15 protein-coding genes are annotated in these 13,914 nt (G+C 39.5%); 14 read left to right on the top strand and 1 reads right to left on the bottom strand.

The window, feature by feature from the left end:
- Positions 1 to 17: 17 nt before the first annotated feature.
- From DWV68_RS03170 to DWV68_RS03230, 13 genes are all read left to right on the top strand, one after another.
- Positions 18 to 1,319: a methionine gamma-lyase family protein gene (locus DWV68_RS03170; protein WP_117841050.1), complete on the top strand. Its 1,302-nt coding sequence runs from the start codon at positions 18 to 20 to the stop codon at positions 1,317 to 1,319.
- Positions 1,320 to 1,381: 62 nt separating this feature from the next.
- On the top strand, positions 1,382 to 2,059 hold the full coding sequence (gene radC, locus DWV68_RS03175) for a RadC family protein (protein WP_118057451.1): 678 nt from the start codon (positions 1,382 to 1,384) through the stop codon (positions 2,057 to 2,059).
- 19 nt (positions 2,060 to 2,078) lie between these two features.
- On the top strand, positions 2,079 to 3,095 hold the full coding sequence (locus DWV68_RS03180) for a rod shape-determining protein (RefSeq protein WP_022243806.1): 1,017 nt from the start codon (positions 2,079 to 2,081) through the stop codon (positions 3,093 to 3,095).
- Between the two features lie 9 nt (positions 3,096 to 3,104).
- Positions 3,105 to 3,962 carry a rod shape-determining protein MreC gene (gene mreC, locus DWV68_RS03185; RefSeq protein WP_118057452.1) on the top strand — a complete coding sequence of 286 codons (858 nt, stop codon included), beginning with the start codon at positions 3,105 to 3,107 and terminating at the stop codon, positions 3,960 to 3,962.
- On the top strand, positions 3,962 to 4,480 hold the full coding sequence (mreD, locus tag DWV68_RS03190; RefSeq protein ID WP_022243808.1) for a rod shape-determining protein MreD: 519 nt from the start codon (positions 3,962 to 3,964) through the stop codon (positions 4,478 to 4,480). Before mreC ends, mreD begins: the two co-directional genes overlap by 1 nt.
- Positions 4,473 to 7,334: a penicillin-binding transpeptidase domain-containing protein gene (locus tag DWV68_RS03195; protein WP_118057453.1), complete on the top strand. Its 2,862-nt coding sequence runs from the start codon at positions 4,473 to 4,475 to the stop codon at positions 7,332 to 7,334. Before mreD ends, DWV68_RS03195 begins: the two co-directional genes overlap by 8 nt.
- A gap of 21 nt (positions 7,335 to 7,355) precedes the next feature.
- Positions 7,356 to 8,033, top strand: coding sequence for a septum site-determining protein MinC (gene minC, locus DWV68_RS03200; RefSeq protein ID WP_022243810.1), 678 nt, complete (start codon positions 7,356 to 7,358; stop codon positions 8,031 to 8,033).
- A 22-nt stretch (positions 8,034 to 8,055) separates the two neighbouring features.
- On the top strand, positions 8,056 to 8,847 hold the full coding sequence (gene minD, locus DWV68_RS03205; RefSeq protein ID WP_022243811.1) for a septum site-determining protein MinD: 792 nt from the start codon (positions 8,056 to 8,058) through the stop codon (positions 8,845 to 8,847).
- Between the two features lie 13 nt (positions 8,848 to 8,860).
- Complete coding sequence (gene minE, locus DWV68_RS03210; protein WP_117698374.1) at positions 8,861 to 9,136, top strand: cell division topological specificity factor MinE; 276 nt, start codon at positions 8,861 to 8,863, stop codon at positions 9,134 to 9,136.
- 27 nt (positions 9,137 to 9,163) lie between these two features.
- Positions 9,164 to 10,276 (top strand): FtsW/RodA/SpoVE family cell cycle protein, encoded by a 1,113-nt coding sequence (locus tag DWV68_RS03215; protein WP_118057454.1) that lies wholly within the window; start codon positions 9,164 to 9,166, stop codon positions 10,274 to 10,276.
- 4 nt (positions 10,277 to 10,280) lie between these two features.
- The gene (locus tag DWV68_RS03220) at positions 10,281 to 10,676 is read left to right on the top strand and encodes a methylglyoxal synthase (protein ID WP_022243814.1); all 396 of its coding nucleotides are present in this window, start codon (positions 10,281 to 10,283) and stop codon (positions 10,674 to 10,676) included.
- A complete protein-coding gene (locus DWV68_RS03225; protein WP_118057455.1) occupies positions 10,660 to 11,652 on the top strand; it encodes a D-alanyl-D-alanine carboxypeptidase family protein in 993 nt (330 codons plus the stop codon). The genes DWV68_RS03220 and DWV68_RS03225 overlap by 17 nt, the downstream gene beginning before the upstream one ends.
- Before the next feature lie 82 nt (positions 11,653 to 11,734).
- A complete protein-coding gene (locus DWV68_RS03230) occupies positions 11,735 to 12,154 on the top strand; it encodes a twitching motility protein PilT (RefSeq protein WP_117698372.1) in 420 nt (139 codons plus the stop codon).
- 65 nt (positions 12,155 to 12,219) lie between these two features.
- Here the strand turns inward: DWV68_RS03230 and DWV68_RS03235 are convergent, their stop codons facing one another.
- Positions 12,220 to 12,432 carry a DUF378 domain-containing protein gene (locus DWV68_RS03235; RefSeq protein ID WP_022243817.1) on the bottom strand — a complete coding sequence of 71 codons (213 nt, stop codon included), beginning with the start codon at positions 12,430 to 12,432 and terminating at the stop codon, positions 12,220 to 12,222.
- A gap of 91 nt (positions 12,433 to 12,523) precedes the next feature.
- Between DWV68_RS03235 and DWV68_RS03240 the strand changes: the two genes are divergently transcribed.
- Positions 12,524 to 13,900 (top strand): HlyD family efflux transporter periplasmic adaptor subunit, encoded by a 1,377-nt coding sequence (locus DWV68_RS03240; protein WP_118057456.1) that lies wholly within the window; start codon positions 12,524 to 12,526, stop codon positions 13,898 to 13,900.
- Positions 13,901 to 13,914 lie beyond the last annotated feature (14 nt).

Genomic DNA, 13,914 nt, shown 5'->3' on the forward strand with positions numbered 1-13,914 from the left:
GAAAGACGAGGAAAATGATGAGAGAAGAAATGATTGAAAAGAAATATGAAGAAATGGGTATCAGCAAAGAAGTATATCGTTTTGGAAAAAAGATAGAGGATGAATTAAAAGAACGTTTTGCAGCAATTGATGCAACAGCAGAATATAATCAGATGAAAGTAATTGATGCCATGCAGAAAAACAGAGTTTCCGCAGAATGCTTTGCCATGTCCAATGGATATGGATATAACGATCTGGGAAGAGATACACTGGAAAAAGTATACGCAAGCTGTTTCCATGGAGAAGATGCTCTGGTTCGTCCGCAGATTACCTGTGGAACCCATGCACTGGCACTGGCATTGATGTCAAATTTAAGACCGGGGGACGAATTATTATCACCGGTAGGAAAACCGTACGATACCTTAGAGGAAGTTATCGGTATCCGACCATCCAAAGGCTCACTGGCAGAATATGGCATTACTTACCGCCAGGTAGATTTACTTTCCGATGGCAGCTTTGATTATGAGAATATCAAAAAAGCAATCAATGAAAAAACACATCTTGTGACCATTCAGCGTTCCAAGGGATACCAGACAAGACCTACCTTATCTGTAGAGCGGATTGGAGAACTGATTTCCTTTATCAAATCCATAAAACCGGACGTTATCTGTATGGTAGATAACTGCTATGGTGAATTTGTAGAAGAAAGAGAGCCGCTGGATGTAGGAGCAGACATGATTGTAGGTTCCTTGATTAAGAATCCGGGGGGCGGACTGGCACCAATCGGCGGCTATATTGTCGGCAAAAAAGAATGTGTGGAAAATGCAGCATACCGCCTGACTTCTCCGGGACTCGGCAAAGAAGTGGGTGCTTCCTTAAATGTAATTTCTTCTTTTTATCAGGGACTGTTTCAGGCACCGGTAGTTACAGCAGGTGCATTAAAGGGTGCAATTTTTGCTGCAAATATCTACGAAAGACTGGGCTTTGCCGTTGTACCGAATGGTACAGAGAGCCGTCACGATATTATTCAGGCAGTTACCTTAAACAGCCCGGAAGGTCTGATTGCATTCTGCAAAGGAATTCAGGCTGCAGCGCCGGTGGACAGCTATGTAACACCGGAGCCATGGGCAATGCCGGGCTATGACAGTGATGTCATTATGGCTGCCGGGGCATTTGTACAGGGTTCCTCCATTGAATTAAGTGCCGATGGTCCGTTAAGAGAGCCGTATGCCGTATATTTTCAGGGTGGACTGACCTGGTATCATGCAAAACTTGGAATCCTGATGTCTTTACAAAAACTTTATGAACAGAAACTTGTTAATGAAGATATGATGTGTTAATATAAAGTATATGCCTTTTTGGAAGAAATGGGTTACCGGTGAGAGTAGAAAGAGGTTATAATATGACGGCAAAAAATCTGCCAGTCTCCGAACAGCCCTATGAAAAGTGCTTGAAATCCGGAGCGGCATCCCTATCGGATGCAGAGCTTTTAGCGGTAATTATCCGCTGTGGCACAAATGGAAGTTCTTCAACAGAAGTAGCAAAGCAAGTATTGAGCAAACGCACCGGAAATCTTTTAGGGCTTTATCAGATGAGTCTTAAGGAATTACAGGAGGTTCCGGGTATCGGGAAAGTAAAAGCAATCCAGTTAAAGTGTATTGCAGAGCTTTCAAAACGGATTGCACAGACCGGACGCCAGCAGGCAGTTGTAATGCAGAATGCTTTTTCCGTAGCAGACTATTATATGGAGCAGCTTCGGCATGAAGAAAAAGAACATCTGATGCTTTGCATGTTTGATACGAAGTGTCATCTGATTGCAGATTCCATTCTTTCAATTGGCACAGTAAATGCCTCACTGATTTCCCCGAGGGAGATTTTCTTGAAAGCATTTGAATATCATGCAGTACATGTGATTTTAGTGCATAATCATCCCAGCGGAAATCCGCTACCAAGCAGGCAGGACATTGAAGTTACCAGAAAGATAGTAGAAGGCGGCAGGCTTCTTGGAATTGAGCTTGCTGATCATATTATTATTGGTGATAAAAAATATTTTAGTTTTAAAGAACAGGAAATGCTATGATTTCCGGAGGGAGAAAGAAATGTCGAATAACATTTATGGAATTGATCTTGGAACCTCTAATATGAAGGTATATTGCAAGGCAACTGGGAAAATACTAAATGAAAAAAATACGATTGCCATCATAAATAAGAATCAGATGTATGCTTATGGCGATGCAGCGTATGCAATGTATGAGAAGGCACCGGAGCAGATTCAGGTTTCTTTTCCGATTATCTGTGGTGTTATTGCAGATTTTAATAATATGCAGACCATGATACAGGAATTTTTAGAAAAACACGCAAAGGGCAAGACCCGTGGTGCAGAATTTATCGTTGCGGTACCAACAGATATTACGGAAGTTGAGAAAAAAGCTTTCTTTGATATCTTTTATAAGAGCAAAATGAAACCGAAGTCTGTCCTTTTATGTGAGAAGCCATTGGCTGATGCTGTTGGTTTGGGACTTGATGTCAATGAGCCGACCGGAGCCATGATTGTAGATATCGGAGCAGATACCACAGAAATTTCAGTAATTTCCCTGGGTGGACTTGTATTAAGTGACTTACTGCATTTTGGTGGGAACCGCATTGATGACTCCATCAGCAGTTATATCAAAAAGAACTTTAATCTTGTGATCGGGCGCAAAACTGCTAAGACTTTAAAAGAAGAACTTGGTTCCGGTACACCTGGCATGGAAAAGAGTATGGTTATAGTTGGCCGTGACGTAGTCAGTGGTCTGCCGATTGAGATGGAGATTACTGCAGAAGTCATTTATGCTGCAATTAAGGATAATCTTAATTCTATCTGTAACTCTATTAAAATGATTTTGGAGAAGACTCCGCCTGAACTTGCAAAAGATATTATTCATTCCGGTATTTATATTACCGGTGGCGGTTCTAAAATACATAATCTGGATAAATTATTTACTGAGATTACCAATATAAAGGTAAATTCATGCGAGAATCCGGAAGAATGTGCAGTTCGCGGATTGAATAAGATTGTTTCAGATGAAAAATATAAACATTTAGGATTCAGTATGAAGTCCAAAATATATAAATAGAGGCATAAAATGAGACGTAGACCAAAACATCAAATTCCAACAAAGTATATATTATTGTCCATGACCGCATTATGTATTCTGGCAATGTATGTCAGTTTTTCATTGAATCTTGGTGGCGGACCGTTGAATTCGATTGCCGGTGCAATTTTTGAACCAATGCAGAAGGGAATCAATTATGCTGGTACATGGCTTTCTGACAAGGCAGATAATTTAAAAAATCTGAATGACGTCATGGAAGAAAACGAACAGTTGAAGGGACAGGTAGAAGAACTGACCAACGAATTAAACACCCTTAAATTAGAACAGTATGAACTGGATAATTTAAGGGAACTGTTAGCTTTAGACCAGCAGTATTCGGATTACAAGAAAACCGGAGCAAATGTTATCGGAAAGGATCCGGGCAACTGGTTTTCCATCTTCACCATTGACAAAGGCTCCAAAGATGGAATTGAAGTAGATATGAATGTCATTGCCGGAAACGGACTGGTAGGAATTGTTATTGATGTGGGACCACATTATGCAAAGGTGCGTTCTGTGATTGATGATTCTGCCAAGGTATACGGCATGATATTAAATACGTCAGATAACTGTATCATAAATGGTAATCTTCAGAGTATGAATGAAGACCAGGTAATCGAGTTCTCCGGATTAAACGACAGTGAGAACAAGGTTCAGATAGGAGATCAGATTGTAACCTCCAATGTCAGTGACAAATATCTGCAGGGCATTCTGGTTGGATATGTCAGCAGTATTTCGGAAGATTCCAACCACCTGACCAAATCAGGAACCATTACTCCGGCAGTTGACTTTGAACATCTTCAGCAGGTTTTGGTTATACTTGACAAAAAGGAAACGGGGTCTGATTGATGAGAAGAAAAATCACCGTTACATTAATTATTATTGTATGCTTTTTATTGCAAAGCACATTATTTAAGGCGTTATCCTTTGCGTCTATTTCCCCGAATCTTTTGATTGTGGTCTGTGCATCTTTTGGATTTATGCGCGGAAGAAAAGAAGGGATATTTATCGGTTTCTTCAGTGGACTGCTGATAGATATCTTTTTTGGGGAGATGATTGGATTTTATGCCCTTTTATATATGTATGCAGGCTTCTTAAACGGATGCTTTAAGAAGATGTTTTACCCGGACGATATTAAGCTTCCAATGCTTTTGATTGCCGGAAGTGATTTATCTTATAATCTGTTTATCTACTTTTTCCGGTTTTTATTCCGCAAGCAGTTTGCAATTGGATATTATATGTTACACATTATCATACCGGAACTTGTATACACGCTTTTGATTTCTGTAGTTTTATATTTCATTATTTTGAAAATTAACCAGCGGTTAGAGCGTATTGAAAAAAGGAGTGCAGCGAAATTTGTTTGATACACTGAAAGAAATACTTCATAAAGTTGCAAAATCAAGAATATTTGTACTCTGCGTTGTCATGATTCTTTTGTCATCGACTCTGATAGGCAGACTATTTTACCTTCAGATTATCAAAGGTGAAGAGTATCAGGATAATTACAGTTTAAAAATCCAGAAACCACGTATCTTAAATGGTTCCCGTGGCAATATTTATGACCGTAATGGTAATCTTTTAGCCTACAACGAACTGGCAAACAGCGTAACCATTGAGGATAACGGTTCTTATGACAAGACTTCAGAAAAGAATGAGGCTCTTAATACAGAACTTTACAATATTATCAAAGAGCTGGATAAAAACGGCGATGTCATTGAAAATGATTTTGAAATCGGACTGGATGATGACGGGAACTATTATTATACGGTAGAGGGAACCACATTAAAGCGTTTCCTTGCTGACACTTATGGACATTCTTCTGCAGATGATTTAGTCTATAATAAGAAGCTGAAATATAACGAAGCAGAAGCAACCCCAAAGCAGGTAATGGATTATCTTTGCAGATCCAGTGACAAAAATGGCTATGATTTATCGGAAGATGATTATGCCAGAGAAGACTTATACCGGATTGTGGTATTGCGTTGTGCCATTGCAGAAAACAGCTATCAGAAATATATTTCCACAACCATTGCCCAAAATGTTAGTGATGAAACCGTAGCATATATTACAGAAAATATGAATGCATTGCAGGGTGTGGATATCTCGGAAGATACCATCCGAAAATATGTAGACAGCGAGTATTTTTCCCATATTATCGGATATACCGGAAAGATTTCCCAGGAAGAATATGATGAATTATCTGCTGATAATGATGAGTATTCTTTAAATGATGTCATTGGAAAATCCGGAATTGAGCAGGTTATGGACGAAACACTGCAGGGTAAAAAGGGCAGTGAAACCGTTTATGTAGACAGCCTTGGAAAAGTAATGGAGACAACCGAGCGGATTGAGCCACAGGCTGGAAATGATGTTTACCTTTCTATTGATAAAGATTTGCAGGAAGCGGTTTATAATCTTTTGGAACAGGAAATTGCCGGAATTTTATATTCTAAAATTGTGAATATCAAAGAATATAATACCGCAGCCGGAACAGCGTCCGATATTCTGATTCCAATTGATGATGTGTATTTTGCATTGATTAATAATAATGTATTGGATTTAAACCACTTTAGTGCTGAAGATGCTTCCGATGTGGAAAAACAGATTTTCAGTGCCTTTGGAAGTAAACAGCAAACGGTATTATCCCAGGTGGAAAGCAGCCTTAGCAGTTCAGCAGCAACTCCAGTGGATGAGTTGCCGGAGGAAATGCAGGATTATATGACCTATATTCCGAAAATGCTGGTCAATAATAAAATTTTGCTTACAGATTCCATTGACAAATCGGATGAAACTTATAAAAATTATGCAGGTAATAAAATCAGTGTAAATGAATATTTAAATTATGCTATCAGCCAGAAATGGATTGATATCACGAAGTTTTCCGTAGACGAGAAGTATTCTGATTCTTCCGAAATCTATGATGCACTGGTCAGCTATATTGTAGAAGAACTGGCATCAGATAAGGGATTTTCAAAGATTATGTATAAGTACATGATTCACAATGACCTGATTAATGGAACGCAGCTTTGTCTTGCACTTTTTGACCAAAAAGTGTTAAACTATGATGACACGGCAGTAAGTGGGTTACAGTCCGGCAGCATCAGTGCCTTTAATTTTATAAAAGAAAAGGTGAAGAATCTTGAAATCACACCGGCACAGCTTGCACTGGATCCTTGTTCCGGCTCCTGTGTCATTACAGATGTAAAGACCGGCGAACTGTTAGCCTGTGTTACTTATCCGGGCTATGATACCAACCGTCTGGCAAATACAGTAGACAGTAATTATTATAATTTGCTGTATCAGGATTTATCAAATCCGTTCTATAATAATGCAACACAGCAGACGACGGCACCTGGTTCTACCTTTAAGATGGTTACTGCAACAGCAGGACTTACTGAGGGTATTATTTCACCTGGTACAACTATTTTGGATAAAGGACAGTTTGAAGAAGTGGCAAATGGACCAAAATGTTGGATTTATCCAAGCAGTCACGGTTCCATCAATGTTTCAGAGGCATTAAGAGATTCCTGTAACTATTTCTTTTATAAAGTTGGTTACGATTTAAGTATGGTAAATGGAACTTATAATGAAGACCATGGTGTGGAAATGATTAATAAATACTCATCCATGTATGGTCTTGATTCTAAAACCGGAATTGAAATTGCAGAAAGTAAACCGAAGCAGACCACAGAGTTCCCGATTACTTCTGCAATCGGACAGAGTAACAACAGTTTTACTACGGTACAGTTATCCCGTTATGTAACCGCAGTTGCAAACAGTGGAACCGTATATAATTATACCCTGTTAAAACAGGTTACAGATTCCGATGGTAACGTATTAGAAACCTATGAACCGACCGTTAAAAACACAATAGACAACATTTCAGAGAGTACCTGGGATGCCATTCATTCCGGTATGAAGATGGTGGTAGAAACCCATGAGCAGTTTGATGGACTTACTGTGGATTCTGCCGGTAAAACGGGTACCGCACAGCAGGTACCAACCAGACCAAACCATGCGTTATATGTAGGATATGCACCATATAATGATCCTGAGATTTCCATTGCAACCCGTATTGCATACGGATATACATCAGCCAATACTGCAGAACTTGCTGCATCAGTATATAAATATTATTTCCATTTGGAGGATACATCTACCTTGTTAGATGGTCAGGCAGAAGATGTTGGAGCTGCTGCCAATGCCTTTAATGATTAAATGTCAGGAGGGAAGAAGTATATGTCGCAACCAGTTGTTTTAAAGAGTAATCCCCATGGAATCAATCTGATTTTAGATGATAGAATTCCATTTCAGGAGCTATTAGACGAGATACTTCATAAATTTAAAGAATCCGACAAATTCTTTAAAAATGCCAGAATTGCCTTGTCTTTTGAGGGCAGGGAATTAAGTCAGGAAGAAGAACTTGCAATCGTTGATTTGATCAGTCGAAATACCAGCATTGATGTGGTATGTATTTTAGATAATAATTCCCTGCGGGATGAAATCTGTGCCCGAAAGATTCAGGAATTTGATGAAAGCCAGTCTGGAAGAACCGGTGAATTCTATAAGGGAACACTGCGAAGTGGACAGGTCATCGAATGCAAGACAAGCATTGTTGTACTTGGCGATGTGAACCCAGGTGCAAAAATTATTGCAAAAGGAAATATTGTAGTATTAGGCTCGCTTCGTGGCAATGCCTATGCTGGAGCGGCAGGAGATGAGCATACCTTTGTAGCTGCCCTTGATATGGACCCGGTACAGATTAAAATAGGTAATGTAATTGGAAGAAGCTCTGACCGCGGACCACTGAGTGCCATTAAGAACCGGCGGAAGACTTTAGAACCGCAGGTAGCTGTTGTTATGGATGATTCCATACTAATCGAACCGATTACAAGTGGATTATTAATGAATATATAAGATTTAGGAGGAAGAATAAATCATGAGCGAAGTAATTGTTATTACATCAGGAAAAGGCGGTGTTGGTAAGACAACAACTACTGCAAATGTAGGAACCGGTCTTGCACAGTTAAATAAAAAAGTAGTATTGATTGATACCGATATCGGATTACGTAACCTTGATGTAGTTATGGGTCTTGAGAACCGTATTGTATACAATCTGGTAGATGTTGTAGAAGGCAACTGCAGAATCAAACAGGCATTAATCAAAGATAAGAAATATCCGAACCTTTTCTTATTACCGTCTGCCCAGACCAGAGATAAAACCTCTGTTACACCGGAGCAGATGCAGAAATTAGTAGAAGAATTAAGAGAAGAATTTGATTACATATTATTAGACTGCCCGGCTGGAATCGAGCAGGGATTTAAAAATGCAATTGCAGGAGCAGACCGTGCACTGGTTGTTACCACACCGGAGGTATCTGCAATCCGTGATGCAGACCGTATCATTGGTCTTTTAGAGGCAAATGAGATTAAGAAAATCGAGTTAATCGTAAATCGACTGCGTATGGATATGGTAAAACGTGGCGATATGATGTCCATTGAAGATGTTCATGAGATTCTTGCTATCGATTTAATCGGTGCAGTTCCGGATGACGAACAGATTGTAATCTCAACCAACCAGGGTGAGCCGTTAGTAGGCTCTGACAGCCTTGCAGGACAGGCATATTTAAATATCTGTAAACGTATCATGGGAGAAGAAGTACCGCTTCTTGACTTAGAGTCTAAAAATGGCGTATGGTCTAAATTCGTAAGTTTATTTAAGAAAAACTAGGGGGATAATAATTATGGGATTCATGGATTTTTTCAAGAAAAAGAATTCCGGTAATGTAGCGAAAGACCGTCTGAAATTATTGTTGATTTCAGACCGTGCTGACTGCTCACCGGATGTAATGGAAAATATCAAAAACGATATTATCCAGGTAATATCAAAGTATATGGAAATTGATGCGGAAGGGCTTGATATTCAGATTACCCAGACCGAATCAGATGGTAACAACGGAGCTGTTCCGGCATTGTTTGCAAATATTCCGATTAAGGATTTGAAGCATTCCGGAAAATAACAGACTTCAGATTGGAAGTAGTGATTTATGTTAAAACAATACCGCTTAAGAGACTACCGTTTCCGACTGATATTTTATGTGGTGGCACTGACCATCATTGGAATTATGGTAGTTGGCAGTGCAAAGCCTTCCGTACAGAATAAGCAGATTGCAGGATTAATCTTAGGTCTGATTGTAATGGTTGGTATATCGCTGATTGATTACAATTTTATATTGAAATTCAGTTGGATATTCTATTTTGTTAATGTGGCTTTATTGGCAGCTATCTTTGTCATTGGAGAAGAGACAAAAGGCGCGCGCCGCTGGCTGAAGCTTGGAATCCGCTTTCAGCCTTCCGAATTAGGCAAAATCCTGTTAGTTTTGTTTTTTGCCTATTATCTAAGCAAAAATAAAGATAAACTGAATAATATCCGGACGCTGTTTTGCTCGCTGGTATTGGCAGCCGTACCGCTTCTTCTGATTTTTAAGGAGCCGGATCTTTCTACCACAATTGTTACAGCATTAATTTTTGCATCCCTCTTGTTTATTGCCGGATTAAGTTATAAAATAGTAATGGGTGTGCTGGCAGTGGCAGTTCCGTCACTGGTTGTGGTCTTAACGCTGGTATTACAGCCGGGGCAGAAACTTTTGACAGGAAATCAGGCACTTCGTATTTTAGGCTGGCTGGAACCCGATAAATATCCTAACATTGCATATCAGCAGCAGAACTCGATTATGGCAGTGGGCTCCGGACAGCTTTGGGGCAAGGGACTGAATAATACGAATATTGTTTCCGTTAAAAACGGTAATTTTATATCCGAACCGCAGACAGACTTTATTTTTTCTATAGTAGGTGAAGAGATGGGCTTTATCGGCAGTGTTATTATTATCGTATTACTGTTTCTGATTACCATAGAATGTCTGTTGGTTGCAAGACGTGCAAAAGACATGGCAGGCCGGTTAATTGCCAGCGGAATTGCTGCATTGATTGGTTTCCAGAGTTTTGTAAATATATGCGTTGTCACAGGCTTGATGCCAAATACCGGACTTCCACTTCCTTTTGTAAGCTACGGATTAACGTCGTTAGTCACGTTGTTTGCGGGAATTGGACTGGTAATGAATGTAGGGCTTCAGCCTAGAAAATATGGACAGGGGGACTAAACGAATGAATATCGGTTTGATTGCACACGACGCGAAGAAAAAGCTTATGCAGAATTTTTGTATTGCATACCGGGGAATTCTTTGTAAAAATGAACTTTTTGCAACGGGAACTACCGGAAGACTAATTGAGGAAGTAGCAAATCTGAATGTCCACAAATATCTCGCAGGTCATTTAGGCGGTGCACAGCAGCTTGGTGCACAGATTGAGCATAACGAGATTGACCTTGTGATTTTCCTGCGTGATCCATTATCACAGAAGTCACATGAGCCGGATGTAAACAGTGTTGTTCGTTTATGCGATATACACAATATTCCGCTGGCAACAAATCTTGCTACTGCAGAGCTTTTGATTAAATCATTAGACAGAGGAGACCTTGAGTGGCGTGAAATGTATAAATAAACGTGTACTGGCAGGTCTGCTTGTTGTATGTGTGTTCGTATCTGTAACGGGTTGTGGGAAAGCCAAAAGCGTTGTAGAGAATGGCTATCCGGTATATGGAGAAAGCAGCAGCGTAAATGTGCTATCCTGTGCAGAGGATACGGTCAGCTCTTATTTTGGTGCCAATTTATGTGTTGGCGGAACTGAAAATATCGGGCAGGAATCCGTAGAACATAACAGTGTGGCAGAGGCCGCCGGAGTATTTAACACGGCAACTAATACAATTACATATGCCCAGAATATATATGAGCGGATGTATCCGGCTAGTACAACAAAGATACTGACCGCTTATCTTGCTATCAAATATGGAAATCTCAGTGATGTGGTAACAATCAGTGACAATGCCGTAAATCTGGCATCTGATTCTTCTAAATGTGGATTGCAGGCGGGAGACCAGATGACTTTACAGGATTTACTTTATGGTCTGATGCTGCGAAGCGGAAATGATGCAGCCATTGCAATTGCAGAACATATTTCCGGTTCCGTAGAAGCTTTTGTGGATTTGATGAATCAGGAAGCACAGCAACTTGGTGCAACCGGTTCTCATTTTATGAATCCAAATGGACTGCCGGATGAGAATCATTATACAACCGTTTATGATTTGTATCTGATTTTCCAAAAGGCATTACAGGACGAGACCTTTTACCAGCTGATTTCTACCAGTTCCTATACCACCAATTATACAGCGGCAGATGGCAGTGCTAAGACCCAGGACTGGAGCAGTACCAATCAGTATAAAACCGGTGAATCCAAATTACCGGATGGATTTACACTGGTGGGCGGTAAGACAGGAACCACCGGGGACGCAGGATTCTGTCTTGTGTTACTTACGGATAATGCCGGTGGACAACCGGTGATATCCATTGTATTAAAGGCAGACTGTAAATCCAATCTGTATCTTATGATGAATGAAATACTTGCCGGATGTGGTAACTAGGCATTGTATAAAGCAGCAACATATTATATAATGAACTTATATAGTTCTTCATTGAAGAAAATAATGTCTGGGAGGAAATGCGATGATTGAAATAATTGCAGGAGAAAAGGGTAAAGGAAAGACAAAAGTATTACTGGATAAGGTAAACGAAGCTGTAAAAACAGTCGGTGGCAGCATTGTATATCTGGATAAGAGCCAGAAACATATGTATGAGCTGGACAATAAAGTCAGACTTGTCAATGTTGCAGATTTTCCAATATCCAATTGTGATGAGTTTTTAGGTTTTATATGTGGTATCGTTTCATCTGATCATGATTTACATGAGATGTATCTGGATAGTTTTCTTACGATTTCCGGTATGAAGGACGAAGAATTTACCCATGCTATTGAAAAACTTGATGTCATCAGTGAGAAGTATAAAGTTAAATTTATTTTAAGTATTTCTATGGATGCTTCAAAACTTCCAGAATGTGCAAAAGCAAAAGTAGTTGTAGCACTTTAAAAATGCCTGAATTGGCAGTAAAAGCGGTGTCTTAAGTCCTTAAAATGCTTAAGACACCTTTTTTACTAAGCCTGTTCGATAGAGCGGATTCGTCCGTAGGCAGAAAGTAGATAAAGACCGCTGATTCCGACAAGTGCATAGATAATGCGGGAAAGCCAGCTCATATTACCAAACAGAAATGCCACCAGGTCAAATCGGAAGAATCCGATGAGTCCCCAGTTGATGGCTCCAATGATTACAAGTGTTAGTAATGTATAATCTAATCCTTTTGAACTCATATCCAAAGTCCTCCTTTACTATGTAGTATGGTGCAAAGTGGATGACATTATACATCAATTTCTATTTATTCTTTATAAAGGCGGAACGATTGTGGCTGAAACAAAAAAGATTGTAAAGTATCGAAAACCATTTCATTTAAATATAGAGATTGTCATTTTTGTTATTATTCTTGTATATATTCTTTTTTATGTATTTTCTTATTTCACTGAAAAACACATTGGAATATATGAAGTGACCCAGGGTACAATTGCCGAGAATAATACTTATACCGGATTGATTGTAAGGTCAGAAAGTGTTTATACTTCCGACTATAGTGGTACCTTTAATTATTACATTGCAGACAATGCCCAGGCTGGCTGGAACAATATTATCTGTTCTGTGGATGAGACAGGCTCTGTCAGTAATCAGTTGGCTGCTGCAGCTGCTTCAGATACCACGGGGCTTGACAGTGATTATTTTAAAAATCTGAAGTCCAATGTATCACAGTTTACCCAGTCCTATGATTCATTGTCTTTTTATCATGTATATGATTTTAAAGAAAATGTAAGCTCCCAGGTCATGGAATCGGTAAATATGAGCGCATTATCCGATTTGACAGCATCCGGGGCAACGGCAAGTGATACTTTCCATATCAGTTATGCCCAGACTCCGGGGCTGATTGCTTATTATACCGATGGCTATGAAAATATCACGACAGATAATTTTACGGCAGATGATATTCAGCCGCTGGATTATAAGAAGACAACCATTAAAAATAACAGTACGATTGCTGCAGGTGACCCGATTTATAAGCAGATTACCAGTGAAAACTGGAATATCATTCTTCCGGTCAAGAAAGCAACCTATGACCGGTTAACAGACAGCAATGTTATTGAAATCAAATTTAAAAAAGACAATACGAGCTGCTGGGTGAATTATGAATTAAAAGCCCAGGGGAATGATTATTATGTGATATTATCTCTGCACAATAACATGGTTCGCTTTGCAGGAGACCGTTTTACCGATGTGGAATTACTGCTGACAGAGCGGAGTGGACTTAAGATCCCAAATTCTTCTATCACGGAAAAGGCGTTCTATACTGTTCCGAAGGAATATTTTACCCGTGGAGGCGATTCTAACTCCTTAGGCTTATATGTAAGGGACAATAAGACCAATGCTGTTAATTTCGTTGCAACAGCTATTTTCCAGGAATCCGAAACGGATTATTATATTGACGAAGAAGAAATTACTGCCGGCAGTATCATTCAAAAGCCGGATTCCAACGATACTTTTGAGGTGCAGGCGCAGTCCACACTTCAGGGTGTATACAATGTCAACAAGGGATATGCGGTATTCAAGCAGATTGATATTTTGTATCAGAATGAAGAATATACCATTGTAAAGGCTGGAACAGATTTTGGAATCTCCATTTATGATCACATTGCATTAGAGGGCGATGCTGTTTCCGAGGATGATCTGATTAATTAATATTGTTAAAAAAG

This window comes from Roseburia sp. AF12-17LB, assembly GCF_003479605.1.
GTDB classification, from domain to species: Bacteria; Bacillota; Clostridia; order Lachnospirales; family Lachnospiraceae; genus Roseburia_C; species Roseburia_C amylophila.

Bases quoted from the DNA above. Each gene is read 5' to 3' on its own strand.
- minE (WP_117698374.1), top strand. From the start codon at position 8,861: ATGGGATTCATGGATTTTTTCAAGAAAAAGAATTCCGGTAATGTAGCG.
- mreC (WP_118057452.1), top strand. From the start codon at position 3,105: ATGAGACGTAGACCAAAACATCAAATTCCAACAAAGTATATATTATTG.
- DWV68_RS03235 (WP_022243817.1), bottom strand. From the start codon at position 12,432: ATGAGTTCAAAAGGATTAGATTATACATTACTAACACTTGTAATCATT.
- DWV68_RS03230 (WP_117698372.1), top strand. From the start codon at position 11,735: ATGATTGAAATAATTGCAGGAGAAAAGGGTAAAGGAAAGACAAAAGTA.
- DWV68_RS03170 (WP_117841050.1), top strand. From the start codon at position 18: ATGAGAGAAGAAATGATTGAAAAGAAATATGAAGAAATGGGTATCAGC.
- radC (WP_118057451.1), top strand. From the start codon at position 1,382: ATGACGGCAAAAAATCTGCCAGTCTCCGAACAGCCCTATGAAAAGTGC.
- DWV68_RS03180 (WP_022243806.1), top strand. From the start codon at position 2,079: ATGTCGAATAACATTTATGGAATTGATCTTGGAACCTCTAATATGAAG.
- mreD (WP_022243808.1), top strand. From the start codon at position 3,962: ATGAGAAGAAAAATCACCGTTACATTAATTATTATTGTATGCTTTTTA.
- DWV68_RS03220 (WP_022243814.1), top strand. From the start codon at position 10,281: ATGAATATCGGTTTGATTGCACACGACGCGAAGAAAAAGCTTATGCAG.
- minD (WP_022243811.1), top strand. From the start codon at position 8,056: ATGAGCGAAGTAATTGTTATTACATCAGGAAAAGGCGGTGTTGGTAAG.
- minC (WP_022243810.1), top strand. From the start codon at position 7,356: ATGTCGCAACCAGTTGTTTTAAAGAGTAATCCCCATGGAATCAATCTG.
- DWV68_RS03215 (WP_118057454.1), top strand. From the start codon at position 9,164: ATGTTAAAACAATACCGCTTAAGAGACTACCGTTTCCGACTGATATTT.